The 25535-nt window shown below is 38.0% G+C and carries 23 protein-coding genes; 9 read left to right on the top strand and 14 right to left on the bottom strand.

Going from position 1 to position 25535, the window contains the following annotated elements:
• Positions 1-56: 56 nt before the first annotated feature.
• From gltX to J7R12_RS03635, 7 genes are all read left to right on the top strand, one after another.
• Positions 57-1487 (top strand): glutamate--tRNA ligase, encoded by a 1431-nt coding sequence (gene gltX, locus J7R12_RS03605; protein ID WP_126602882.1) that lies wholly within the window; start codon positions 57-59, stop codon positions 1485-1487.
• Positions 1488-2031: 544 nt separating this feature from the next.
• Positions 2032-3327: a citrate synthase gene (gene gltA, locus J7R12_RS03610; RefSeq protein WP_126602880.1), complete on the top strand. Its 1296-nt coding sequence runs from the start codon at positions 2032-2034 to the stop codon at positions 3325-3327.
• A 322-nt stretch (positions 3328-3649) separates the two neighbouring features.
• Entirely contained in the window at positions 3650-4402 is a 753-nt protein-coding gene (locus J7R12_RS03615; protein ID WP_126602878.1) for a transporter substrate-binding domain-containing protein, read from the top strand.
• Between the two features lie 382 nt (positions 4403-4784).
• Positions 4785-5537, top strand: coding sequence for a transporter substrate-binding domain-containing protein (locus J7R12_RS03620; RefSeq protein WP_126602876.1), 753 nt, complete (start codon positions 4785-4787; stop codon positions 5535-5537).
• Positions 5538-5608: 71 nt separating this feature from the next.
• Positions 5609-6328, top strand: a complete 720-nt coding sequence (locus J7R12_RS03625; protein WP_126602874.1) for an ABC transporter permease — start codon at positions 5609-5611, stop codon at positions 6326-6328.
• Positions 6328-7035 (top strand): ABC transporter permease, encoded by a 708-nt coding sequence (locus J7R12_RS03630; RefSeq protein WP_126602872.1) that lies wholly within the window; start codon positions 6328-6330, stop codon positions 7033-7035. The genes J7R12_RS03625 and J7R12_RS03630 overlap by 1 nt, the downstream gene beginning before the upstream one ends.
• Before the next feature lie 79 nt (positions 7036-7114).
• A complete protein-coding gene (locus J7R12_RS03635; protein WP_126602870.1) occupies positions 7115-7888 on the top strand; it encodes an amino acid ABC transporter ATP-binding protein in 774 nt (257 codons plus the stop codon).
• Between the two features lie 3 nt (positions 7889-7891).
• Here J7R12_RS03635 and lpxB read toward each other — a convergent pair whose 3' ends face one another.
• From lpxB to J7R12_RS03700, 13 genes are all read right to left on the bottom strand, one after another.
• A complete protein-coding gene (gene lpxB / locus J7R12_RS03640) occupies positions 7892-9103 on the bottom strand; it encodes a lipid-A-disaccharide synthase (protein WP_126602868.1) in 1212 nt (403 codons plus the stop codon).
• Complete coding sequence (locus tag J7R12_RS03645) at positions 9096-9968, bottom strand: LpxI family protein (RefSeq protein ID WP_126602866.1); 873 nt, start codon at positions 9966-9968, stop codon at positions 9096-9098. The genes lpxB and J7R12_RS03645 overlap by 8 nt, the downstream gene beginning before the upstream one ends.
• Before the next feature lie 2 nt (positions 9969-9970).
• Positions 9971-10795 (bottom strand): acyl-ACP--UDP-N-acetylglucosamine O-acyltransferase, encoded by an 825-nt coding sequence (lpxA, locus tag J7R12_RS03650; protein ID WP_126602864.1) that lies wholly within the window; start codon positions 10793-10795, stop codon positions 9971-9973.
• A gap of 25 nt (positions 10796-10820) precedes the next feature.
• Positions 10821-11288, bottom strand: a complete 468-nt coding sequence (gene fabZ, locus J7R12_RS03655; protein ID WP_126602862.1) for a 3-hydroxyacyl-ACP dehydratase FabZ — start codon at positions 11286-11288, stop codon at positions 10821-10823.
• Position 11289: 1 nt separating this feature from the next.
• The gene (gene lpxD / locus J7R12_RS03660) at positions 11290-12336 is read right to left on the bottom strand and encodes a UDP-3-O-(3-hydroxymyristoyl)glucosamine N-acyltransferase (protein ID WP_126602860.1); all 1047 of its coding nucleotides are present in this window, start codon (positions 12334-12336) and stop codon (positions 11290-11292) included.
• Between the two features lie 64 nt (positions 12337-12400).
• Positions 12401-14797, bottom strand: coding sequence for an outer membrane protein assembly factor BamA (bamA, locus tag J7R12_RS03665; protein WP_126602858.1), 2397 nt, complete (start codon positions 14795-14797; stop codon positions 12401-12403).
• A gap of 202 nt (positions 14798-14999) precedes the next feature.
• A complete protein-coding gene (locus tag J7R12_RS03670) occupies positions 15000-16148 on the bottom strand; it encodes a M50 family metallopeptidase (protein ID WP_126602856.1) in 1149 nt (382 codons plus the stop codon).
• Between the two features lie 15 nt (positions 16149-16163).
• Positions 16164-16979, bottom strand: a complete 816-nt coding sequence (locus J7R12_RS03675; RefSeq protein WP_126602854.1) for a phosphatidate cytidylyltransferase — start codon at positions 16977-16979, stop codon at positions 16164-16166.
• Between the two features lie 745 nt (positions 16980-17724).
• Entirely contained in the window at positions 17725-18285 is a 561-nt protein-coding gene (frr, locus tag J7R12_RS03680) for a ribosome recycling factor (RefSeq protein WP_126602852.1), read from the bottom strand.
• A gap of 37 nt (positions 18286-18322) precedes the next feature.
• The gene (pyrH, locus tag J7R12_RS03685; RefSeq protein WP_126602850.1) at positions 18323-19042 is read right to left on the bottom strand and encodes a UMP kinase; all 720 of its coding nucleotides are present in this window, start codon (positions 19040-19042) and stop codon (positions 18323-18325) included.
• 156 nt (positions 19043-19198) lie between these two features.
• Entirely contained in the window at positions 19199-20122 is a 924-nt protein-coding gene (gene tsf, locus J7R12_RS03690) for a translation elongation factor Ts (protein WP_126602848.1), read from the bottom strand.
• Positions 20123-20228: 106 nt separating this feature from the next.
• Positions 20229-21023 (bottom strand): 30S ribosomal protein S2, encoded by a 795-nt coding sequence (rpsB, locus tag J7R12_RS03695; RefSeq protein WP_126602846.1) that lies wholly within the window; start codon positions 21021-21023, stop codon positions 20229-20231.
• A gap of 158 nt (positions 21024-21181) precedes the next feature.
• A complete protein-coding gene (locus J7R12_RS03700; protein WP_126602844.1) occupies positions 21182-22006 on the bottom strand; it encodes a cell envelope integrity EipB family protein in 825 nt (274 codons plus the stop codon).
• 145 nt (positions 22007-22151) lie between these two features.
• Between J7R12_RS03700 and J7R12_RS03705 the strand changes: the two genes are divergently transcribed.
• Both J7R12_RS03705 and J7R12_RS03710 read left to right on the top strand, forming a co-directional pair.
• A complete protein-coding gene (locus J7R12_RS03705) occupies positions 22152-22613 on the top strand; it encodes a RidA family protein (protein ID WP_126602843.1) in 462 nt (153 codons plus the stop codon).
• 137 nt (positions 22614-22750) lie between these two features.
• Positions 22751-23173: an HIT family protein gene (locus J7R12_RS03710; protein WP_126602842.1), complete on the top strand. Its 423-nt coding sequence runs from the start codon at positions 22751-22753 to the stop codon at positions 23171-23173.
• Between the two features lie 12 nt (positions 23174-23185).
• On the opposite strand, the gene clpA is transcribed toward J7R12_RS03710, so the two are convergent.
• Positions 23186-25531, bottom strand: coding sequence for an ATP-dependent Clp protease ATP-binding subunit ClpA (gene clpA, locus J7R12_RS03715; protein WP_126602840.1), 2346 nt, complete (start codon positions 25529-25531; stop codon positions 23186-23188).
• Positions 25532-25535 lie beyond the last annotated feature (4 nt).

Here is a 25535-nt window from a genome sequence, read left to right on the forward strand (position 1 = left end):
CATAATCTTTCCATAAAGTTCTATAAATAACATCTTAATTTTAAAGGAAGATATCCGTGTCTGTTATTACTCGCTTTGCCCCCTCACCAACAGGTTTTCTTCATATCGGAGGGGCTCGTACTGCTCTTTTTAATTGGCTTTATGCAAAACATACTGGTGGCAAAATGTTTCTCCGTATTGAAGATACTGATCGAGAACGCTCGACAGAAGCAGCTGTAAAAGCCATTATAGATGGCTTACAGTGGATGGGACTGGACTATGACGGTGTCCCTATTTCGCAATTTGAACGAGCAGAACGTCATCGCCAAGTTGCTGAACAATTGGTAAAAGATGGCAAAGCTTATTATTGTTATGCTTCTCCTGAAGAATTAGCTGAAATGCGTGAGAATGCCCGCGCAAAAGGACGTCCCCCGCGTTATGATGGACGTTGGCGAGACCGTGATATTTCTCAAGCTCCTAAAGACATCAAGCCTGTTATTCGCATCAAAGCACCCCAAGATGGGGAAACGATTGTGCATGACCGTGTTCAAGGTGATGTTCGTTTTCCTAATAAAGATCTGGACGACTTTATCATTTTGCGTTCTGATGGTTCACCTACCTATATGCATGCCGTTGTCGTTGATGATCATGATATGGGTGTAACCCATATCATACGCGGTGATGATCATCTTACAAATGCAGCTCGCCAAACAATCATCTTCAATGCAATGGAGTGGAATATTCCTGTTATGGCACATATTCCACTTATCCATGGTGAAAATGGTGCAAAACTCTCAAAGCGGCATGGTGCATTAGGTGTCGATGCCTATCGCACAATGGGGTACCTTCCTGCTGCGTTGCGTAATTACCTCGTCCGTCTAGGTTGGAGCCATGGTGATGATGAACTCATGTCACTCGAAGATATGATTTCTTGGTTTGATATTGATGATATTAATAAAGGTGCAGCCCGTTTTGATCTCAAAAAACTTGATGCTATTAATGGCTACTATATGCGCACAAGCAATGATCAAGGCCTCTTTGATGCTGCTCTTAATATTTTACCAGAAATTGAGGGTGGATTACAAATAATGAAAAGGCTCGATGAAAAAGCCCGTACTCAATTTCTAACAGCGATACCAAATTTGAAAGAACGTTCAAAAACACTGTGCGAACTTATCGACAATGCTTCCTTCATTTTTGCACAACGGCCATTAGAGCTTGATGAAAAAGCACAAATGCTCCTAGATAAAAATGGACAAACCATTTTAAAGGGGCTTTATCTTACCCTAAAAGCATGCCCCTCTTGGGAGTCAAAAACGCTCGATGAAGCTCTCCGATCTTATGCACAAACACAAGATCTGAAATTTGGATCTATTGCTCAACCCCTTCGAGCTGTTCTCACAGGGCGCACCATATCGCCTGGAGTTTTTGATGTTCTTCTTTTATTGGGACGAGATGAATCTCTCAACCGTATCAATGACCAACTCATAAAAACGACATCTACATAACTTATCAACGAGATGCGTATTTATGATTAAAATTTTGATTTTAAAATAATTTGTTGTTTCATATATTTAATAAGAGAACTAAATGTTGTAAGATTTTCTTCTTTTAACGCATAGTAAATTAAAAAATTGTGCGTTTACATATCACAAAAGAAGTCAATGTCTGGATAAAAACATTTAAGAATAGATGTGAAAATGCCTCTTAAGTGTCTATGTCAAGATCAATTATAACATTAGAAGGTGGTAGATTAACGACGCCGCCGGCTTATTCTTCATAAACGTAAAAACAGTAGCGTCTAATGGATTTTGCATTATACCATTCATGTACCAATGCTTCTATACAAAATAAAAATTATCTTTTCTCTTGAGTTATTAAAATATACATTTTCTAAAATTACAGATAAAAAGCATTTTTTAGATTGCATGAGTCATCTTTTAGGGTAAATCTACCCTTCAATACAGGAGGAAAAGCTTCAATTATATGTCTCCCCACTTGATAAAGCAAAATCTTGTTTTTTAGAAGCGGAGGATCTGAAAGGAATATCTAATGTCTGAGAATAAAACACATATTACAGTGAATGATAAAAAAATAGAACTTCCATTGCGTAAAGGTACTCTTGGTCCTGATGTTATTGAAATTGCTTCTCTCTACAAACAAACCGATACTTTTACTTATGACCCTGGCTTTACATCAACTGCTTCTTGTGAATCAAAAATCACATATATTGATGGTAATAAAGGAATATTGCTTTATCGCGGTTATCCTATCGAGCAACTGGCTGAAAAAGGGGATTTTCTCGAAAGCTGCTACCTTTTACTTTACGGTGAACTCCCAACACAACAGGAAAAAAGTGACTTTGATCGTTGTATCATGCAGCACACGATGGTACACGAGCAATTTGCGCGCTTCTTTCATGGATTCCGTCGCGACTCGCATCCTATGGCTGTCATGGTTGCGTGCCTTGGAGCTATGTCAGCATTCTATCACGACTCGATTGATATTACAGATCCTCAACAGAGAATGATTGCTTCTGTTCGCCTCATCTCAAAAGTTCCTACTCTTGCTGCTATGGCTTATAAATACAGTATCGGGCAAGCATTTGTTTATCCACGTAATGATCTTAGTTACGCTGCAAACTTCCTCCGTATGTGTTTTTCTGTTCCGTGTGAAGAATACAAAACCAACCCTGTACTCACACGAGCAATGGATCGAATCTTTATCCTTCATGCAGATCACGAACAAAATGCTTCTACATCCACTGTACGCCTTGCTGGGTCATCAGGCGCTAATCCATTTGCATGTATCGCCGCAGGTGTTGCTTGTCTTTGGGGCCCCGCACATGGTGGAGCCAATGAAGCATGCCTAAAGATGCTACAAGAAATAGGTTCTGTTAAGAGAATTCCTGAATTTATTGCACGTGCAAAAGATAAAAATGACCCTTTTCGCCTTATGGGATTTGGTCACAGAGTCTATAAAAATTATGATCCACGTGCAAAAATCATGCAAAAAACCTGCCATGAGGTTTTAAAAGAACTCAATATTCAAGATGATCCACTTCTTGATATCGCTATAGAACTCGAAAAAATCGCCTTAAATGATGAATATTTTGTTGAAAAAAAGCTTTATCCAAATGTCGATTTCTATTCTGGCATTACATTAAAAGCTTTAGGATTTCCTACCGAAATGTTTACTGTTCTTTTTGCATTAGCACGTAGTGTCGGCTGGGTTGCGCAATGGAAAGAAATGATTGAAGATCCTGCACAAAAAATTGGTCGTCCTCGCCAACTCTATACAGGCTATACCATGCGCGAATATGTTCCCATAGAAAAACGTATAAGTTAAATGAAGTAAAAAAACCAAACAATAAAGCTTCAATTTACTGGAGCTTTATTGTAAATGACTCAATGGTACAATCCTAACAGTGTTTTTTATAAACCTTGATTTTGAAACCCTTTTTGCAAGTAAGACCATCATAGAAGTTGTGCAGAAAATTTTCTGATAATTTTTTCTCAATAAAGCGATAAAATTGAGAATGCTCTTTGTTCATACGAGATAATAATAGCAGAATGAACTTAAATAAATTTTCGCATTGCTCCAGAAGAGCTTACAGATTATAAAAAACATGACAGTCTTATTTTTCTCGCTTATCTAATAGGAGACCATAATGAAATTATTAGCAGTAGCTCTTATAATAAGCACAACATTATTCAGCCAATCTGCCAATGCTCAAACGCTGAAAATTGCGAGTGATGCCTCCTACCCCCCATTTAGTTACATTGACTCAAATAATAAACTTCAGGGTTTTGATATTGATATATCTTATGCACTTTGTCAAAAAATGAATGTCAAATGTATTCTTATCACTCAAGATTTTGAGGGAATGATTCCCAGTCTTCTTGCGAAAAAATATGATGCGATCATTTCTTCCCTTGCTCCTACACAAGAGCGCTTACAAAAGATTGACTTCACAGATCCTTACTACAATACAGAATTGGCTATCATTGTTAGCAAAGATTCAGAAATTAAAGAGATCTCGACAGAAGCTTTTAAAGGTAAAAATCTTGGTGTGCAATCAAATACAACACAAGCTGCGTATGCAGAAGATCATTATGCCTCTGAAGGGGCAAATATCAAACTTTATCCTACAATAATAGAAGTTAATCGTGATCTTTTAAGCCATCGGCTTGATGCCGTTATCTCTGATAAAATAAAAGCCCTGAATTGGCTCGAAAATGAAGGAAAAGATTGTTGCCAACTTCTAGGAACTTTGGAAGAAACAAAATTTCCTATTGCAATTGCTCTACGTCAAAATAATGAAGATCTTAAAAACAAATTTAATAAGGCGATAAAAGAAATCCGTTTGGATGGAACTTATGATAAAATCATGAAAAAGTATTTTTCGTTCGATATTTATTAAATATCAATATGTATTAGAATTAAATAAATTGTTTATTTTTAAAAACATTCATATTGATCAAAAGATCCGTTCTATATGTTCTTCGATAGCTAAGCTCTTCTTCGTGCTTTCATTGAATAGCCTTTTCTCAAAGCATAATTTTTGATTTTTTTTTGAATAAAATGATAAAGATAAATCATCTCATGAAAAATAATCTGTAATATTCTCAATGAGAAAGCTCTTCCTTCTTTGAAGTTTATGGTAGCTACATTCATAAAAGATTTTCATCGTCATGATATCAAAATGAACACTCCTAAATTTTTTGCATTGCTCCCAGAAGAGCTTACAGATTATAAAAACATGACAGTCTTATATTTTCTCGCTTATCCAACAGGAGACCATAATGAAATTATTAGCAGTAGCTCTTATAGTAAGCACAATACTGTTCAGCCCATCTGCCAATGCTCAAACGTTGAAAATTGCAAATGAAGGTTCCTACCCCCCATTTAGTTACATTGACTCAAATAATAAACTTCAGGGTTTTGATATTGATATATCTTATGCACTTTGTCAAAAAATGAATGTCAAATGTATTCTTATCACTCAAGATTTTGAGGGAATGATTCCCGGTCTTCTTGCGAAAAAATATGATGCGATCATCGCTTCCCTTGCACTCACACAAGAGCGCTTACAAAAGATTGACTTCACAGATCCTTACTACAATACAGAATTGGCCATCATTGTTAGCAAAGATTCAGAAATTAAAGAGATCTCGACAGAAGCTTTTAAAGGTAAAAATCTTGGTGTGCAATCAAATACAACACAAGCTGCGTATGCAGAAGATCATTATGCCTCTGAAGGGGCAAATATCAAACTTTATCCTACAATAATAGAAGTTAATCGTGATCTTTTAAGCCATCGGCTTGATGCCGTTATCGTTGATAAACTTAAAGCATTAAACTGGCTCAAAAATGAAGGAAAAGATTGTTGCCAACTTCTAGGAACTTTGGAAGAAACAAAATTTCCTATTGCAATTGCTCTACGTCAAAACAATAATGATCTGAAAAACAAATTTAATAAAGCGATAAAAGAAATCCGTTTGGATGGAACTTATGATAAAATTATGAAAAAGTATTTTTCATTCGATCTTTATTAAATATCAATATGGACTAAAATTGAACAAACTGTTTCTAAAACATTATTTAACTCTTTGTGAGGAGCGCAAGAATGATTGAAAATTTAGCATTGCTATCATTTAGCAATGGTGGATGGGGTGCAGTTATACTTTCTAGTGCGGGAATAACATTATCACTGGCTTTGTGTTGTGGGCTCTTGGGACTGCCTCTAGGACTTCTAGGAGCAGTGATGATTCGATCTAATATTAAAACAGCGAGAGCTATAGCATCCCTTTTTTCATCAGTATTCCGCGGCTTACCAGAGCTTTTGACCTTATTTTTAGTTTACTATGGCTTGCAAAATATTATTCAAATTGTTCTTGATTATTTTAATATCGAAATAATGTTCAGTATCAACGCTTTTGTCGCCGGTGTTGTTGCACTCAGTATGGTGCTTGCAGCCTTTTCTTGTGAAGTTTGGCTTGGAGCATTCAATGTTTTTGATAAAGGGCAATATGAAGCAGCTAAAGCTCTGGGACTTTCAAAATCGACTACATTTTTTCGTATTGTCTTTCCTCAACTGTTCCGAAATGCCTTGCCAGGACTTTCTAATAATTGGCTTACTCTACTGAAAGATACATCCCTCGTGTCAACCATTTCACTTGTTGATATCATGCGACAGACAAATTTAGCAGTTGCTGCAACTGATAAACCTATGCTGTTTTATCTTGTGGCATGCTTACTTTATTTGTTATTTTCAGCATTTTTTTCCGCAATCTTGCACACTCTGGAAACATATACTCAAGCGGGATATAGAAAGGTGTTGAGCTGATGATTCCCGAGTGGCTTTATTTCCTTTTTAATCCTGCTCTTCTAAGCCGTTATGGGCCGAAATTTATTGATGGCTTTATTATTACTTTTGAGCTTGTTTTTATTGCTTGCTCTATTGGTTTTTTCATTGGGATGCTTATTACGTTTGCACGTTTATCAAATAATAGGTTTTTGCAATATTCTGCATATGCTTATGTTTATTTTTTTCGCGGATCTCCTCTATTAGCTCAACTCTTCCTTTTTTACTACGGACTTGGTTCAATGAACAATTTCTGGCAACAGGTTGGCTTATGGTGGTTCTTTCAAAACGCATGGTATTGTTGCCTTTTCATTTTTGCACTCAATTCTGCTGCCTATCAATCTGAAATCTTTAAAGGAAGTTTTCTCTCTGTAAAAATTGGACAACGTGAAGCATCAAAAGCCTTAGGATTGAGTCGTTCTGTAACGTTTCTTAGAGTTATTCTACCGCAAGCAATGGTCTTAGCATTACGTCCTTTAGGAAATGAATTCATTTTAATGATTAAATCCAGTGCCATTGCCTCATTAGTTACTGTCTATGACTTAATGGGAATTGCCAAACTCACTTATTCACGTACATTCGATTTCCAAGTTTACGTTTGGGCCGCTCTTATTTATCTCCTTATCGTTGAATTCATTCGTCGTTTTGTTATTTTTATCGAAAATCGTCTAACCCGATATTTACGGTAAATAAAATGATCGCAAAAACCTTTACCAAATCAAAATGTTCAATTAAGCAACTTATTTATTAATGAAAGAATATAATAAGATGAATTTGGAAAATAATAAATTTGTTCATACTACTCAAGACTCCGTAATTTCTATTCGGAATTTAAATAAATGGTATGGAGATTTCCAAGTACTTTATGATATTAATTTCGATGTTCAAATTGGCGAACGCATTGTTATCTGTGGTCCTTCCGGATCAGGAAAATCAACTTTAATTCGTTGTATTAATCAATTAGAAAAAGCACAAAAAGGTGTAATTTGCGTTCATAATATTGATATTCATGCTGCCCCTCTATACCAACAAAAAAATGTTCTCCGTAAAATAGGAATGGTCTTTCAGAACTTTAATTTATTCCCCCATATGAGCGTTATGCAAAATTGCATTTTAGCCCCCATGACAGTTCAAGGGCTTTCTAAAAAACAAGCAAAAGAACGGGCCATTCGTTATCTTACAGACGTTGGAATTGAAAAACACTGTAACAAATACCCTTTACAACTTTCTGGCGGACAACAACAGCGTGTTGCAATTGCTCGTGCCCTTTGTATGGAACCTGAAGTAATGCTTTTTGATGAACCAACATCAGCTCTTGACCCAGAAAGCGTTGGAGAAGTTTTAGAGGTCATGGTCCAATTAGCAAATACAGGAATGACAATGCTTTGTGTGACCCATGAAATGGGTTTTGCGCGCGAAGTTTCAGAAAGAATACTTTTTCTAGAAAATGGAACGATTATTGAAGATACAGCCTCTGAAAAATTTTTTACTAATCCTAAAAGCCAACGTGCTTGCAATTTTCTTGCTAAAATTAAACATTAACCATCAACGTTGTTTTATTGATACAATTTGAGTCTTGTCTTTTAAAAGAGTCATAATTGTTTGTGCACCAACGACCCCTGATGGTACTTTAGTCTTCATGGTCTGTTCCACCATCTCAAAAGCATCAAGTTGTGCCTGTCGTACTAAAGAATTATACAAAAGTTGTTCTATCTTCCTTGCTAACATGCCAGGACGTAAAAATTCATTAAAATATTCCGGAACAATCGGCTTGTCAGAAATAATATTTGGAAGAGCAGCACTCCATAACCGTATTTGAGGAAAAATGAATAATTTAGAAAAATAATCAAGTTTATAGCAAAGAACCATGGGAATTTTTGCTAAGGCCAATTCAAGTGAAACCGTCCCCTGTGCTGCAAGAGCAACATCTGCTTGCGCAAAAGCATGCCATTTTTCATCTTCACCAACAACAATTTCCACTTTGCTTTTCCAACCTTGTACAAAATCACGAATTTCATCCACTAAATGTGGCAAGGTTGGTAAAATAATACGTAAATGAGGAATACGTTGTAGAAGAATTTCTACTGCTTCTTGAAAAATTGGCAGGAGGTAGCGAATTTCTAAATTGCGTGATCCTGGCAAAAGCACTAATGTAGGCGATGATATTTCTTTACCACGCAATTGTTTTTTTTCTGATTGGTACTTCTTATCTGATTTGATAGACAAGAGTGGAGGATGAATTAAAAGACGATGCCCAACATAAGTAGTGGGAGGGCCTCCCAAATCCCGTATAATCTTTTCTTCAAAAGGAAAAACTGCTAAAATATGGTCAACGAACTTGCGCATAGCTTTAGCGCGCTTTGGGCGCCATGCCCAAACAGTGGGCGCAACATATTTAATAATAGGAATAGAAGGGGCTAAAATACGCACCTTTTTTGCAACACGATGGGTAAAATCAGGACTATCAATAATAATGAGACAATCAGGTTGTTCTTGTGCAATAAATTTAGACAAATTGCGAATATGCATTAACAATAAAGGTAGTTTTTTTAAAACTGCACCTAAACCTATTAAAGCAATATCATGAGGATCAAAAAAGCTTTTTAAACCTAGTGCCTTTAAATGCCTTCCACCAATGCCAATCAAATGAATGTTGCACCCTGTCTGTTGTGATAGACAAGAAATTAAATCTGCTCCAAGTAAATCACCAGATTCCTCTCCTGCAACAACAGCAATTTTAAAGGAACAATCATTCATGATCAAACTTTTCAAATGTTTCTATAAACAGAGAATATTTATTGGCTTTTTCTATCGTTGTTTTTACTGATAATATCAGACTTTTATTTGCCTCAACCGCAATGCCAGATAGTCCACTCTTTGTAATATTCATTATTGTCGCAGGTCCAATTGACGGTAAATCAACGCGATGATCTTGTTGTGGTTTTGCACATTTAACAAGAACACCACCTTTAGGCGGAATTTGCCCTCTTTCGCGCATTTCACACACCCGCCAGAGCATATTATCAGTTCCTTCTGCTCCTTCAACCGCAACCACTCTCCCATTGATAGCCACAGCTGCTTGCCCAATATCTAATCGACCTAACAGCTTTGCTGCTTCTACAGCTAAGAAAATATCTTTTTTCTCTTTTTGAGTAGCGCGCCGTGAGGTTAGATTAAATTTCACTGGTGCTAAAAGATCTGGGACTATTTCGTGAGCACCAAGTACACAAAAACCATGCGCTTCAATAAGCCGTATAAAAGCTTTTAATAACGCATCATCCCCACCTCTCAAAGCCCTGATTAATTGAGGCAGAGCTAAAAATGTCGTCCAATCGAGTCGTAATTGTGTAATAAGGGGCCGTTTTCTCACGCCACCTGCCAAAACAATATTACGAATTTCAGCTGTTTTTAAAATTTTAATGAGTCGCCCCAACTCTACAATTGATAACTCGTAATGCTCATAGCGATAAAGCACAGCATCTGCCTCACCACGTAAAAGTATAAGAAAAGGGTTTTGTCCATCCTTCTCAAGAGCCTGAGCAACGCTGATCGGCAAAACACCATTTCCTGCTATAATAGCAGTGCGGCCGGAAAGAAAACTTCTGGCACCAGAAACAGACATTTTCAATCCTTATTTTCTTTTATTCTATGATCTTCAAATTTTGGTATGCAATAAAAACGTTTTCCTTCTTCTTTAATAAAATTAACAACGTCAATAACAGACTGAGAAGTAGAATAGAAAGAAGCAACGTCGCTAACACGCTCTTTAAACGGTTTACTATGATCAAAAAGCATCGTAACTGCATGACGTAAAGCATGAATATCTTTACGCTCAAGTCCTGCACGCTTCATACCAACAATATTTAATCCAGCAAGTTTTGCCTGTACACCTACAGCTGTCCCATAGGGTATTAGATCACCAACCAGTGCAGAAACACCACCAATAAATGCATGATGCCCAACACGAACAAATTGGTGAACGGCAGCACCACCACCAATAATAACGTGATCACCAACAGTAACATGACCAGCTATCATCGCATTATTTGCAAATGTTACATAATTTCCTACATGGCAATCATGAGCAATATGTGCATAACAAAAAAATTGGCAATTATCGCCAACAATCGTCATTCCTATACTCGAGTCGGACCCCCTATGCATTGTTACGCCTTCACGAATCGTACAATTTTTACCAATCGAAAGAGTTGTATGACCTCCCTTATGTTTATTATTTTGCGGATCTGCCCCTAAAACTGCATGTGAAAAGACTTTACTATTGGCTCCTAACGTTGTCTTCCCCATTATCACAACATGACTCATCAAACTGCATCCATCACCAATAACAGCCTCTGAACTAATATGACAAAATGGCCCAACTCGTACATTCTCACCAAGCTGCGCCCCCTTCTCCACAAGGGCAGTTGGATGGATTTTCGTACCGGACATATTTTTAAATTCCCATCAATATCGTCTACTCTTCTTCGATAATCATCGCAGCAATTTCCGCTTCAGCAACGCGAACATCCTCTACTTTTGCAACACACGAAAAACGCCTCATACCAGACCTCTTTTTTAAAAGCTGCACATGAATCTTTAGCTGATCACCAGGCACAACTGGCTTACGAAATTTCGCATGATCAACAGTCATAAGATAAACTAAATTTGTTTGCTTATTTCCTAATTTTAAAAGCGAAATCGCCCCAGCCGTTTGTGCCATAGCCTCTAAAATCAAGACCCCAGGCATAACTGGTTTTGCGGGAAAATGTCCCGTAAAATGTGGCTCATTAATCGTTATATTTTTAATACCAATAGCTTCTTGCTCACCATCAATTTCAACAATGCGATCAATCAATAAAAATGGATAACGATGTGGTAATATTGACAGCAACTTTTCAATATCTACAGCCTCTAGACTTTTCATTTCTTCGGTGTTGACCATATTAGCCTTTCTCCTTTTTAACTTTGCCAATATTACGCAACGCCGCTACTTCACGGAACCACTGCTTAAATGGCCGGGCTGGACTTCCTCCCCATTTTTCTCCATCCGGAATATCATTCATAACACCACTACCCGCCGCAATCTGAACGCATTTACCTATTACAATGTGGTCTGCTACTCCTACACTCCCGCCAAGTTGCGACATATCACCTATCGATGTACTTCCAGCAATTCCGCATTGCGCAGCAATAAGACAATAGCGACCAATTTTTACATTATGGGCAATTTGTACGAGATTGTCGATCTTGCTTCCTTCACCAATAATGGTGTCTTCAAATGTCCCACGATCAATCGTTGTATTCGCACCAATCTCTACACCATCCTCGATAATAACACGACCAAGTTGTGGAATTTTTTCAATTCCAGAAACACTGCCAACATAACCAAAACCATCTTGCCCAATACAAACACCAGGGTAAAGCTGAACTCTGTCTCCTATTAAAGAATACTGAACTGTTACCTTGGGGGCAATATAACAGTCACGCCCAATACGACAATTTTCACCGATTACAGCAGTAGATGAAATAAGAGTCCCTGCACCAATCTCAACATTACGGCCAATAACAGCCCCCGCTTCGATACACACATCATGCGCAAATTTAGCACTTGGATGAATATGTGCATGTGGTGAAATTTCTCTCTGTCCAAACCAAGGCATTGGCTTTATAGAATCAGGAAATAAGATGCGACCAATCTGTGCAAAATCACGCTGCGGTGTGGATGTCACCAAAATCGCCATAGATTCAGGAACTTTAAAAACAACTTCATTCGTACAAAAAACAGCAACAGCAGAACTGCCTAATAGAGCATCAGAAAACTTCCGATGCTCCACAAACACAAGTGAACCTTCCACAGCACTCTCAAGTGAAGAAAGAGTATTTATAACAGTGTTAGAAAACTCTGGATTAAGAAGTTTAGCACCTGTTAACTCTGCAACATTAGCAACTGTCAACCGCCGAGACGGCGTAAAAAAAAATGTATCCGCCATCAAAACACTTTCTCTCCCAGCCTAACCCATTCTCTTCAATTTTTCCTTCTCAAGAAAATTTAAATCAGAATTTCGTAGAAATACCAAAGTTTAATTTCTGCAAACTGTCACCTTCCTGCTTCTTTATTGGCCAAGCATAATCAAAACGCAGTGGACCAAACGGCGAATCCCATATTAAACTTACACCAGCAGACGAACGCCAAGCATTTTTAGTATGCGTAACAGGCGCTTCATCCTGAAAAACGGGTTGATACTTATTTCCATAAAGTGTTGCAATATCTGCAAATAAAGCACCACGCAATCCTAATCCTTCAGGTACAACAGGTACAGGAAATTGCACTTCAGCAGTCGCATTTATATATGTTGTTCCGCCCAAGAAAGAAGCTTCACCTTTATTGGAAACCTGACGAGGACCTATTCCATTGTATTTGAATCCTCGAATCATATCAGTATTTGCTTTAAACATATCGAAGATACGAACACCATCTCGACCCATTCCATGAATATAGCCACCTCCGAAAGAAAGCAAACCAACAAGATCCATTGGTTCAGAAAGCGTCTTATACATCATCGCTTTACCAGTCGTCTTCAAGAATTTCGCATTCCCACCAAGCCCTGCATACTCCTGAAGAACACGCACGTACCACCCATCATGTGGATTTTTCATATCGTCAATAGTATTATAGGTCAGACCATAACTAATTGATGAACGCTTCCAAGGACTGTGCTTGGCTGCTTGTACAATTGCCCCAGAATATTTTCCATATAATTCTCTTATATTAGCCTCTTTGCTTAAGTCATACTCTTTACCAAAATCATATTCTTCTTGCACATAAGAATAAGCTAAATTAGCAGATAATTGATCATTAATAGGTATCGCAAATCGAAGCGATCCACCTGTCTGCCGTACATCATATGCTTTATCAGCACGGTAAGTACTGCGAAAAATATCAACACCAGCAGATAAGCGATAACCCAAAAAATAAGGATCAACAAACGACAAATTGTAATTACGAGACTTTTCTTGCCCAGCACCTAATCCTAACCGAACATATTGACCTCGTCCTCCAAGATTCCGCTCGGTAACAGATACCTCAAGTGACATACCAGGGCTTGTTCCACCCGTTGTATATCCTCCAGATAAAGAAAGATCTCCTGTCGAAGCTTCAACGACATCTATAACTAAGGTAACCTGATCAGACTGATCTGTTGGAACCATCGAAATATTAACAGCTTTGAAAAAGCCTAAACTCTCCAGACGACGCTTTGCTCGCTGTACGAGAGTTTGATTGTACGCATCCCCTTCATTTAAATCAATCTCACGGCGAATGACATAATCACGCGTCTTTTCATTGCCGCGTACTTCAATGCGCTGAATATAAGCTCGCGGACCTTGTTCAATATTATATAAAATCGAAATTGTATGATTTGCCAAATTACGATTCCCCCGTGGCTCAACCTTAGCAAAAGCATACCCCGAATCAGCAACCTTATTGTTGATAATTGCAACAGACTGTTCAATGTTCTCTGCACTGTAAATATCACCTGATCGCGTTTTAAGAATCCCTTTTACAGATTGAATGTCAATTCCATCAACATCGCTTTCAACCTGAATATCACTGATTTTATAGCGAACCCCTTCATCAAGAACAAAATAAATTTTATATGCATTACTCGCTTCATCAAAAGTTGCTTTGGAAGAAACAATGCGAAAATCTGCATAACCACGATTAAAATAAAAACGACGGAGAGCTTCTTCATCAGCAGCTAAACGCTCTTCACTATAAACATCCCCCCCCAGTAACAAGGAGAACATTCCCGAAGACTTTGTTGAAATTACATCTCGCAAACGACGGCTTCCAAAAGCATGATTTCCCTTAAAAACAATATCACCAATCTTTGTCTTCCGCCCTTCAGAAACATTAAAAACTACATTTACACGCCCTTTTCCCAAATTAATAGTTTGAACTTTTACTGCAATATTATTACGACCAACAGTCTTATAAGCTTCACGAATCGTATTAATATCAGCTGAAAGCTTAGCAGAATTAAAAGGCTCATTCGGTTTTAAAGAAATAAATCGTTTAAGATCAGGATCTTTGAGAGATTTATTTCCCTGAAACAACACTTGGTTGACTACCTCATATTCTTTGACGAACACGACCAGCTTGTCACCAACCTGATTTATTTTCACTTCATAAAATAAGCCCAATCCGAAAAGACGCTTTACCGCGGCATCGACATCTCCACTGGAAAAACTCTGTCCCGTTTTAATATCCATATTGTCTCGAACTGCCTGAGCACTTACAAATTTATTCCCGCGAACCTCAATAGAACGAACCACAGATGCCTGTACTTCTCCAACCATTGCAATTGACATAAAGGCTGTTGTTGGAGCCACTATCCCCATACCTAACACTAACACAGATACTGCATTTAAAAACTTCGAATTTGTAGTCATTGGCTTCTTTTACCTTATCTTATTCCTTGGACATGATGCCTCAAAAGCTAACTGCCATAACAACTCTCTTATTCACAGCAAGACTTTCCACCCCTTAATTCATTATAACACACGACGCCACAATATTTTGTGGACATGGTAAACGACCTTTGATTTATTTCTTTCATTATTACCTAATTTATAAAATATTTTCCATCATTTATTAGCTAAACCAACAAAAATAATCATTAAAGAATGCAAAAACCATAAAGAGGAGAACAACGAAAAACCCTATACGAAAAATAATTTCTCGAATTTTAGTGGATACTGGCTTCCTCGTAAAAACCTCGATAACATGAAGTAAAAAGTGCCCACCATCAAGTGGCGGGATTGGAAAAAGGTTAATAAGACCAATGCCTATCGAGAGAAAAGCTGTAAAATTCAACAAAGAGATAAAACCTGTCTCACTTACTTTCCACGCAATTTTAACGGTTTTAGAAGGCCCACTTAGCTGGCAATGATCTTCTTTCCCCCCTATTAAACGACCAATAAAAAAAATCGTTTGCGTAACAATAAACGTAGCACGTTCCGATGCTTCTTTTACAGCTCTTACAAAACCATAGTGAATATGTTTTACATAAACTGGATCTAAACGCGTAGGATTATCTGGATCAACAGGAACACCTACCCCTATCATACTGCTTTGAACCAGATTACCAAATCCATCATCTCGCTCAATCATTTTGGGTGTAATCACCGCCGTAAACACTTGCCCCATGCGTTCTATTTTAAACTCTATAGGATCTTTGCCATGAAAAGCTACATAATTCATCAAACTTTCAAAGCTTTCAACCCGTTGTCCATCCATCTCAACAAAACGATCCCCTAATTCCAAACCGGATTGGATAGCAGGGAAATCTTTTACTAAAGAACCAACAATTGGTTCAGTCGCTACACGACCATAAATAAAGAAAAAAAATGTCAAAATAACAATGGTAAAAAGAGCATTGAATAAGGGACCAGCAAAAACAGTTACAGCTTTTTTCCAAGCATGCGCACTAGCAAATGAACCTTTAACAATCGGAGATGACTGAGATGATGGCGCATTTATCCCTTCTTCCTCTCCAATAAACTTTACATACCCCCCTAAAGGAATAAGCGCTAAACACCACTGTGTACCGTGTTTATCTGTATATCCCACTATTTTTGGACCAAACCCAAGTGAAAAAACCGATGCCTTAATACCACACCACCGTCCAATAAGATAATGCCCAATTTCGTGGACAAAAATGATAATCATAATAACAAAAAGAACACTAAAAACTCTTAAAAGCAAATCGCCTACAGTGATCATATGATTTAAAAGTTCCAAAATATTTCCTCCCACTTAAACCATACAAAAAAGATTAAAAGGTGTATCCATATCAGACATAAACGAACCAATTAAATAAAGAAGGAAAGCAGCTCCTACCAAACCATCCATACGGTCCATAAACCCACCGTGTCCAGGCAAGAAAGAGCTGGAGTCTTTAACAGAAAATTGTCTTTTTAGCCATGATTGTCCTAAATCGCTCAATTGCGAAACAATGGATAAAACAAGTGCGAGCAATGGTACAAAAAAATTCGTTAAATTGATCTCAAAAAATCGAAAAGCAATGAATATACCTCCAGAAACTCCAAAAACCGTACCACCAATTGCCCCTGCCCATGTTTTATTAGGAGAAAATTGTGGTGCTAATTTAGGACCACCCAATGCCCGTCCGCTAAAATAGCCAGCGATATCTGTCCCCCACACGATCGTAAATAAAAAAATAACAGCTTGAAATCCTAACGTTTCATAGCCTCGTAAAAAGGATAAAGCGACAACCGGAAAAGATGCATATAAAAAACCTGAAAAAACCCAACCACTCTTTTTCATGGGTCCAATGGCCAACACTGCTGCGCAAACGATCAAAATACAAAAAATCAATGAAGCAGAGACGCCAAATAGCAAAAAAGAACCAAAAATCAAATAAAAAATACTTGCTAATATTTTTTGTAAAACATGCCACTTTTCTTTAGTAATACGCATCCATTCATAAAGAATAAAACCACCAATAGCCCATACAAACAAAAAAAATAAAGCTCCTCCAAACCATGTTAAATACAAAGCAATGATGCCAAAAACAAAAGCAGTTAAAATACGATAAAAAAGATTAGACAAAACACTATCCAAACAATAAAAATAGAAAATACAAACTCAAAAATTGACGCAAGCAAAAAACTTTGTTATGCGGTCTCTTTGTACTCACACTTTTACAGACCTTTTTACAATCTATCATACTTGATCTGATATACCAAGATGGCGTTTATAAGACTAAAAAGTGAAAGAACTATCAAAGGATTACGTCTTAAAACGCATTCACATATATGTTTCCTGACACTCTTTTATCTTAAATAGTAGAAAAACTGCCGTTTATTTCTTACGGGAATTATGAAATTTAGATCTGATCTTTGCTTCGTGCAAAAACATTTTTCTATCACCCTCTCAATCACCTAGAAACAAGCTGTGCAACCTGCATTTTTCATAATGGAAGCAGCAAGGTTAAGATAGAGTCTTTGCGTTACATTTTTCCCAAACATCTACCATGAAAGATTTGAACGACATCTTTAGATCTTTATCTAAATCATGAAAATATTTTTATCACGTAATTCAAAAAATACGTATTTTTTTCATTTTCTTATTATATACTCCTCTTTACCAGAGAATCTCTTTCAATATTTAGATAAAGATCTAAAAAAACGTCTGCTACTTCAAATCAATCTTTATCTTACAATATAGAAATGCACTAAAATGCACTTTTTCCCGCCTCACGCTCTTTATTAATAGAATACTTTACTCCTCATTCTCATCCATAAAAAGATATTATACTTACCTAGATATAATATTTTCTAACGATAAAATTACCTTAAACATGCATAATTTCAGCTTCTTTCACAGCCAAAATCTTATCAATATCAGCAATAGTTTCATCCGTGAGTTTTTGAACTTTGTCAGATAAGCCATGCGCTTCATCTTGACCAATTTCACCTTCTTTTTCCAATTTTTTCAAATTATCCATACCATCCCGACGGACATGGCGGGTAGCAATACGCGCTTGTTCTGCATATTGATGTGCAATTTTTACAAGTTCTTTACGGCGCTCTTCATTTAATTCAGGTAAAGGAACACGCAAATTCATACCGTCAGTAATGGGATTCAAACCAAGACCAGAATCACGAATAGCACGCTCTACAGCTCCTACCATCGTTTTATCCCACACAGAAACTGAAAGCATCCGCGGTTCTGGAACAGAAATATTCGCGACCTGATTGATATGCACAACAGAACCATAAGCTTCAACCGTTAAAGGTTCTAATAAACTGGCCGAAGCTCGCCCAGTCCGCAAACCACCTAATTCATGTTTAAAAGCGGAAATAGCACCATCCATGCGACGTTTCAGGTCATCCATAATAGATATAACATTCATATTTCTGTCTCCTTCAATTACGCCTTGAAGATTATCTTCATTCCGATACTATTGTAAACCGTCCAGTTCCATTCAACACTTTAGCCAAACCACCTTTTTCATGAATGGAATATACAATAATCGGTACATTATTTTCGCGTGCTAAAGTAACCGCTGTTGTATCCATAACAGACAACCCCCATTGCAAAATCTCAACATGTGTTAATTGGTCAAAACGTTTAGCTGTAGGATCTAACTTTGGATCTGCAGAATAAATACCATCCACTTGTGTTCCTTTCAAAAGAACATCTGCACCAATTTCTGCTGCACGTAAAGTAGCAGCAGAATCAGTGGTAAAAAATGGATTACCCGTGCCGCCTGCAAAAATAACGACTTTCCCTTGATTCATATAACCTATTGCTTTACGCTGTGAGAAACTTTCACAAATTTGTGGCATAGCAATCGCGGATAATACAACTGTCTCAACCCCTAGCTTTATCAATGATGTTCGCAATGCTAAAGAATTAATAGCCGTGGCAAGCATTCCCATATGATCACCTGTCACACGATCCCCACCATGTGAAGCAACAGCAACTCCACGAAAAATATTTCCCCCACCTATAACAATAGCAACTTCTACTCCCAACGCTCGCACTTCAGCAACATCAGCGGCAATACGATCTGCAACGGAAACATCAATCCCAAAGCTCTGTTCCCCCATAAGGGCTTCACCAGAAACCTTTAAAAGAATACGTTTATATTGTAGCGCTAATGTCATTGACAATCTCCCCAAAAGCACAGTTATTTTTTGCTTTCGACACCACTAAGGGCACCACTTTATCACGTGACGCCCTCTCAATAATCACACATTTTATATCAGAAATTCCATAACCAATGGTATAGTTTTAAATCTCTGACAATAATTTAAAAATCACTACCCCTTTGCGGCCGCTGCAACCTCTGCAGCAAAATCAGACTCCTCTTTCTCCACACCTTCCCCTAATGCGAAGCGAACAAACCCTGTAATTTTTGCAGGTGCACCAATCGACTTTTCAGCATCCTTTAAAGCCACTTCAACACTCATGTCAGGATTCATAACAAAAGCCTGAGAAAGCAGAACAACCTCTTCGAAAAACTTACGCATACGCCCTTCCACCATTTTCTCAATGATATTTTCAGGTTTCCCAGACTGGCGCGCCTGATCAGAAAAAATGGCTTTTTCACGCTCTACAGCACTCACATCAACATTCTCCGCGGTCAGAGCTAATGGATTAGTTGCAGCAATATGCATTGCAACCTGTCGACCAAAAGCGGTAGCAGCTTCCTTATTTCCCGTAGTTTCAATGGCAACCAAAACACCAAGTTTACCAAGCCCATCAGCCACACTATTGTGTATATAAGTAGCAACGACGCCATTCTCAACAGAGAGTTTAGCAGAACGCCGAAATGTCATATTCTCACCAATGGTACCAATCGCATCTTTAATTGTAGCCTCTACGGTCTTCTCAGAACCAGGGTAAAGAGATGCGGAAACAGCATCAACACCCCCTTTCGCACCTAAAGCAGCTGTAGCCACTTTACGTACAATGTCTTGGAATACGTCATTGCGTGCAACAAAATCTGTTTCAGAATTAATTTCAACTAAAACTGCGCTTGAATCGTTTGATACAACTCCAATTAATCCTTCAGCAGCCGTACGACCAGCCTTTTTATCTGCTTTGGCTATTCCTTTTTTACGAAGCCAATCAACAGCGGCCTCCATGTCACCATTGGTCTCCGACAGCGCTGCTTTACAGTCCATCATACCAGCACCTGACAATTCCCGAAGTTCTTTTACTTGTGCAGCAGTAATGCTCATATTTTCCTCTTTGATTTTGTAACAATAAAAGCGTGCAAGAAGTAAAACTCTGTGCACGCCCATAATCTCTCTTTAGAAATAAGTACCTTAACAGGCGTTTTTTAATTTACCCAGAAACTGAAACAACATTTTCCAATACCGGTTCCGCATTTTCCAATACGGGTTCTACAGGCGCATCAACTTGAGCTCCCAAATCAACTCCCATCGCACCTTGTTGACGTGCAATACCATCAAGCGCGGCACGAGCAAAAAGATCACAATAAAGAGCAATTGCACGCGAAGCGTCATCATTACCTGGTATTGGATGCGTAATGTTATCAGGATCACAATTGGTATCAATAATAGCAATAACGGGAATACCTAAACGTTTTGCTTCTTGGATCGCAATATTTTCTTTGTTTGTATCGATGACAAATATAAGATCTGGAACAGAGCCCATATCCTTAATACCACCAAGCGCACGATTAAGCTTTTCACGATCACGCTCAAGATTCAAACGTTCTTTTTTGGTAAAGCCCTGTGCTTCAGCAGCAAGAATTTTATCAAGCTTACGCAAACGGTGTATCGAATGGGAAATCGTTTTCCAGTTCGTGAGCATACCGCCAAGCCAACGTGCATTAACATAATATTGTGCTGAACGATTCGCAGCATCAGCAATAATGTCAGATGCCTGCCGCTTTGTACCAACAAAGAGAATGCGTCCACCACGTGCAACGGTATCGGAAACAAGTTTAAGAGCTTGGTGCAAAAGAGGAACAGTCTGAGAAAGATCAATAATATGAATATTATTACGCTGACCGTAAATATAAGGGGTCATTTTTGGATTCCAGCGATGAGTCTGGTGACCAAAATGTACACCTGCTTCTAAAAGCTGATGCATAGTAAAATCGGGTAGTGCCATAGTTTATCCTTTCCGGTTTAACCTCCGCGGAAAAAGCAGAAAAAACTGCTACCGGCGGACGTTTGCTAAATTTTTCTCGCAAACACCCAAACTCCGCGTGTGGAATGATGCCACCATACTAATATTTGATTCTTTTTCAAGTCATTTTCTGCAATCATTTAATATTTGCATTGATCATTATTTTTCTCAAGGTCGAGGAATTCAAGACTATTCAATTTTGCGCGCACTGCGAAAGTTCCATAATCTATCTGAAGATTACGCATAACACCATTTTCATGTAAGAGAAAACTGGTACGATAGATTGGTAATCCATCTTTTTTTTCTACATCGTCAAAATAAGAAATCGTAATAGGCCAGTATTTCTCTTCATCCAATTTCTTCATTTCTTCCGTTTCACTATCAGACAAAAGCGTTTTCTTTTCCCCAATAACTACACTTTCCTTGATAACTTTATCTGCTTTATCTGTTCCATCAAAGACTGTAACATAGTAAAAATGGTGACCTGCTTTTGCATGGCGAATGATATTTTTGAGTTGCATAATTGGAAATTCAGCTGTTGCAAGTTTATATTCTTTTTCCTTTGGCTTTTTTAATTTAACGACAATACCATCTTGAATACGCTCAGCGACTCCTTCGGAGCGACGTGCAACCTCTTGCCCAACTTGATCTGTAACACTAAAACGGAACGTACGGCCATCACCAGTTTCATAACTCGTTGTCTGTTGATCCGTTAAATGTATTGGCATATCTTCACTATGAATACGGCTGATAAAACGAAAACGTGTCGTATAGCCCTGACATGCTGAACCAGTGAGTTCGTAAACCATTCGCCCAGACATCCCAGAAATTGTCATTTCATGAGAAACACTATCGAGCTGAAAATCGTAAATTGCTCGATGAGGCACAACAAAAACTGTCTCTTCAGCCTTCGCAGTACATAAAAGAATAACATATAAAATTATTACAAATAATGATCTGATCATTCTTAACTTCCAATTCTGTCCCTGCTGCATAACACCATATAATAAGGCAAAAAAGACTAACTTCTTAGTTAACCACACATTTCCTTAAATCAAAAATTAGTTTATGCAATGGACATATTGTAAAATAAGCTATGGAGTTTAAATTATGACCAACGTGATTGAAAACAACTTAAAAACATTTGGAATTACTCTTCCCGAAGCGGTGAGTCCCATTGCTAATTACGTAACAGCCTCACAAAGTGGCAATCAACTCTTTATTTCTGGACAACTTCCTCTTGTTGAGAGAAAACCGCTAACAACTGGTAAAGTTGGCTTAACCGTTAGCATTGAACAAGCAAAAAAAGCAGCCGAAACTTGTGCACTCAACATTCTGGCACAAATCAAAGCAGCTCTTGGTGACTTAAATAAAATAAAACGCGTACTAAAAATCACCGTTTTTGTAGCTGTAGATCCTCATTTTACCGATATTCCTCTTGTTGCTAATGGAGCATCTGATTTGTTCGTCAATATTCTTGGCGAAAGAGGAAAACATGCTCGTTCTGCTATCGGTGTCGCCTCTCTCCCTATGGATGTTCCAGTAGAAGTTGAAGCTATTGTAGAGATCTAGACTTCATCAAGGGCAGCGCGCATCTCCATAAAGTGATAACCAAATGTGAAATTTGTTTTTTAATCCTATACTAACCATCGCATGCTCCAGTCTTAAAATTAAAGTTCTAAATAAAACGCATAAAAGGAAATATTTTTATGAAACAAGCTTATGATAATAATAATGTTTTTGCTAAATTGATTCGCAATGAAATCCCTTCCGTTCGTGTCTATGAAGACGATGATGTCATTGCCTTCATGGATATCATGCCACAAGCTCCAGGCCATACGCTGGTTATTCCCCGAAAAGGCTCTAGAAACCTATTGGATGCGGATACTGAAACATTATTTCCAGTCATTAAAGCAGTTCAAAAAATTGCCAATGCTGTAAAAAAAGCCTTTCAAGCAGATGGTATAACAGTCATGCAATTGAATGAAGCAGCAAGTCAACAAACCGTTTATCATCTCCATTTCCACATTATACCACGTATGGAAGGAATAGAGCTTGCTCCCCATAATAATGTTATAACGCCTACAGAAATCCTTGAAGAGAACGCAAAAAAAATCCGTGCAGCCCTTTAAAGCGCTCTTAAATCATTGAACTTTTTTCTTGACATATTTTTTGATAAAATGTGTCGGTTTTTTATTCTTTGAGCCAACCGATATATTGGAAGATGAAATCTCTAACTGCAATTTCTCTTTTCCCCCGTTTGATTTTTGTGTCAATACGCGCACCATGCCGCCATTACGCAACTTTCCGAATAAAATTTCGTCAGCTAATGGCTTCTTAATATGTTCTTGTATAACACGGTTCAATGGGCGTGCTCCCATTTGGGAGTCGTATCCTTTATTGGCAAGCCAAACCGTCGCAGAAGGACTTAATTCAAAACAAATTCCTCTATCAGCTAATTGCGCTTCAAGTTGAAAAATAAATTTCTGCACAATCTGATTAATGATCAAATGAGATAAGGGTGCAAACGGAATGATAGCATCTAGCCGGTTACGAAATTCCGGTGTAAAGAGCCGATTAATTGCTTCAATATCATCACCATCACGATACACTTTGCCAAATCCGATAGCCGACCTTGCCAACTCTGAAGCACCGGCATTGGTTGTCATAATTAAAATAATATTGCAGAAATCAATTTTTTTGCCATTATGGTCTGTTAATTTACCATAATCCATCACCTGCAATAAGATATTAAATAATTCTGGATGCGCTTTTTCAATCTCATCCAGCAATAAAACTGCATGCGGTTTCTGATCAACTGCATCTGTAAGGAGACCTCCTTGATCAAACCCTATATAACCTGGAGGTGCCCCAATTAAGCGCGCCACTGTATGCCGTTCCATATATTCTGACATATCAAAGCGTAACAATTCAATGCCTAAAGAAGATGCAAGCTGTTTTGCAACTTCAGTTTTTCCCACACCTGTTGGCCCTGAAAATAAATAACTTCCTATTGGTTTGTCTGCTTCCCGCAATCCTGCTCGCGCCAATTTAATTGATGAGACTAATGCGGAAATCGCCTGATCTTGTCCATAAACAACATGCTTGAGTTCTCTTTCAAGTTTGCTCAGCGTCTTTTGATCATCGCCCGAAACTGTTTTTGGTGGAATCCTTGCCATAGTAGCAACAGTTGCTTCAATTTCTTTAACGCCTATATTTTTTTTCCTTTGCTTTTTTGGTAAAAGTTTTTGTGCTGCACCACTTTCATCAATAACATCAATTGCTTTATCAGGTAATCGGCGATCAATCATATAACGTGAGGACAATTCTACAGATGCCTTCATCGCCTGATCAGTATATTTAATTTGATGAAAGTCTTCAAAATAAGGCTTCAGCCCCTGTAAAATCTTAATTGTATCAGCAATAGACGGCTCTTTAACATCAATCTTCTGAAAACGACGCTCTAAAGCACGATCTTGTTCAAAAATTTTACGATATTCTCTGTAAGTCGTCGAACCAATACATCGAATAGTTCCGGAAGATAACGCAGGTTTTAAAAGATTTGCCGCATCCATATTTCCTCCCAATGTAGCCCCTGCTCCAATTAAAGTATGAATTTCATCAATAAATAAAACAGCATTTGGAGACTGCTCAAATTCTTTAATAACGTGCTTTAACCGTTCTTCAAAATCACCACGATAGCGTGTACCAGCAACAAGTCCTCCCATATCAAGAGAAAATATTGTCGCATGTGATAAAACTTCAGGGACTTGTCCATCAACAATACGTTTTGCTAATCCTTCAATGATAGCGGTTTTTCCAACGCCAGGATCACCAACCAAAAGCGGATTGTTTTTTGACCTTCTACATAAAACCTGAATCATACGTGAAATCTCTACTTCACGACCAATTAATAAATCAATTTTTCCATTTCGTGCCTTACAATTGAGATCAACACAATAAGCAGTCAGTGCACTCGTTACCTTTTCTTCATTGTCTAAAATCTGCTGATCCAATTGCTCTTCAAGTCCCTCAAGTAACATGGATAATCCCTCATCCCGAGTGATACCATGTGAAATGAAACGCACAGCATCATAGCGTGTCATTCCCATCTCTTGAAGAAAATATGCCGCATGACTTTCACGTTCAGAAAAAATTGCAACGAGAACATTTGCTCCTGAAACTTCATCTTTTCCAGCCGATTGAGCATGAATCACCGCGCGTTGGATAACACGCTGGAAAAATGTTGTTGGTTTTGTATCCTCATCAGTTTTAATCTGTCCATCCAGTTCTAACTGGATATAGTTTATTAAGCGCTCTCGCAGTTCTTCTACATCTACCTGACAAGCCTGAATCACTAAATTTGCATCAGCATCATCTAGCAGAGCTAGCAGAAGATGCTCTAATGTCGCATATTCATGCCGTGCTTGAGTAGCAATTGTTAATGCCCGATGCAAAACCTCTTCAAGACTAGGTGTAAAAGATGGCATAACT

The organism is Bartonella vinsonii subsp. vinsonii (genome assembly GCF_902825235.1).
Taxonomy (GTDB): domain Bacteria; phylum Pseudomonadota; class Alphaproteobacteria; order Rhizobiales; family Rhizobiaceae; genus Bartonella; species Bartonella vinsonii.

Excerpts from the sequence above, each read along its gene's own strand:
- gltA (WP_126602880.1), top strand. The coding sequence starts at position 2,032 with ATGTCTGAGAATAAAACACATATTACAGTGAATGATAAAAAAATAGAA.
- J7R12_RS03615 (WP_126602878.1), top strand. The coding sequence starts at position 3,650 with ATGAAATTATTAGCAGTAGCTCTTATAATAAGCACAACATTATTCAGC.
- J7R12_RS03620 (WP_126602876.1), top strand. The coding sequence starts at position 4,785 with ATGAAATTATTAGCAGTAGCTCTTATAGTAAGCACAATACTGTTCAGC.
- J7R12_RS03625 (WP_126602874.1), top strand. The coding sequence starts at position 5,609 with ATGATTGAAAATTTAGCATTGCTATCATTTAGCAATGGTGGATGGGGT.
- J7R12_RS03630 (WP_126602872.1), top strand. The coding sequence starts at position 6,328 with ATGATTCCCGAGTGGCTTTATTTCCTTTTTAATCCTGCTCTTCTAAGC.
- J7R12_RS03635 (WP_126602870.1), top strand. The coding sequence starts at position 7,115 with ATGAATTTGGAAAATAATAAATTTGTTCATACTACTCAAGACTCCGTA.
- lpxB (WP_126602868.1), bottom strand. The coding sequence starts at position 9,103 with ATGAATGATTGTTCCTTTAAAATTGCTGTTGTTGCAGGAGAGGAATCT.
- J7R12_RS03645 (WP_126602866.1), bottom strand. The coding sequence starts at position 9,968 with ATGTCTGTTTCTGGTGCCAGAAGTTTTCTTTCCGGCCGCACTGCTATT.
- lpxA (WP_126602864.1), bottom strand. The coding sequence starts at position 10,795 with ATGTCCGGTACGAAAATCCATCCAACTGCCCTTGTGGAGAAGGGGGCG.
- fabZ (WP_126602862.1), bottom strand. The coding sequence starts at position 11,288 with ATGGTCAACACCGAAGAAATGAAAAGTCTAGAGGCTGTAGATATTGAA.
- lpxD (WP_126602860.1), bottom strand. The coding sequence starts at position 12,336 with ATGGCGGATACATTTTTTTTTACGCCGTCTCGGCGGTTGACAGTTGCT.
- bamA (WP_126602858.1), bottom strand. The coding sequence starts at position 14,797 with ATGACTACAAATTCGAAGTTTTTAAATGCAGTATCTGTGTTAGTGTTA.
- frr (WP_126602852.1), bottom strand. The coding sequence starts at position 18,285 with ATGAATGTTATATCTATTATGGATGACCTGAAACGTCGCATGGATGGT.
- pyrH (WP_126602850.1), bottom strand. The coding sequence starts at position 19,042 with ATGACATTAGCGCTACAATATAAACGTATTCTTTTAAAGGTTTCTGGT.
- tsf (WP_126602848.1), bottom strand. The coding sequence starts at position 20,122 with ATGAGCATTACTGCTGCACAAGTAAAAGAACTTCGGGAATTGTCAGGT.
- rpsB (WP_126602846.1), bottom strand. The coding sequence starts at position 21,023 with ATGGCACTACCCGATTTTACTATGCATCAGCTTTTAGAAGCAGGTGTA.
- J7R12_RS03700 (WP_126602844.1), bottom strand. The coding sequence starts at position 22,006 with ATGATCAGATCATTATTTGTAATAATTTTATATGTTATTCTTTTATGT.
- J7R12_RS03705 (WP_126602843.1), top strand. The coding sequence starts at position 22,152 with ATGACCAACGTGATTGAAAACAACTTAAAAACATTTGGAATTACTCTT.
- J7R12_RS03710 (WP_126602842.1), top strand. The coding sequence starts at position 22,751 with ATGAAACAAGCTTATGATAATAATAATGTTTTTGCTAAATTGATTCGC.
- clpA (WP_126602840.1), bottom strand. The coding sequence starts at position 25,531 with ATGCCATCTTTTACACCTAGTCTTGAAGAGGTTTTGCATCGGGCATTA.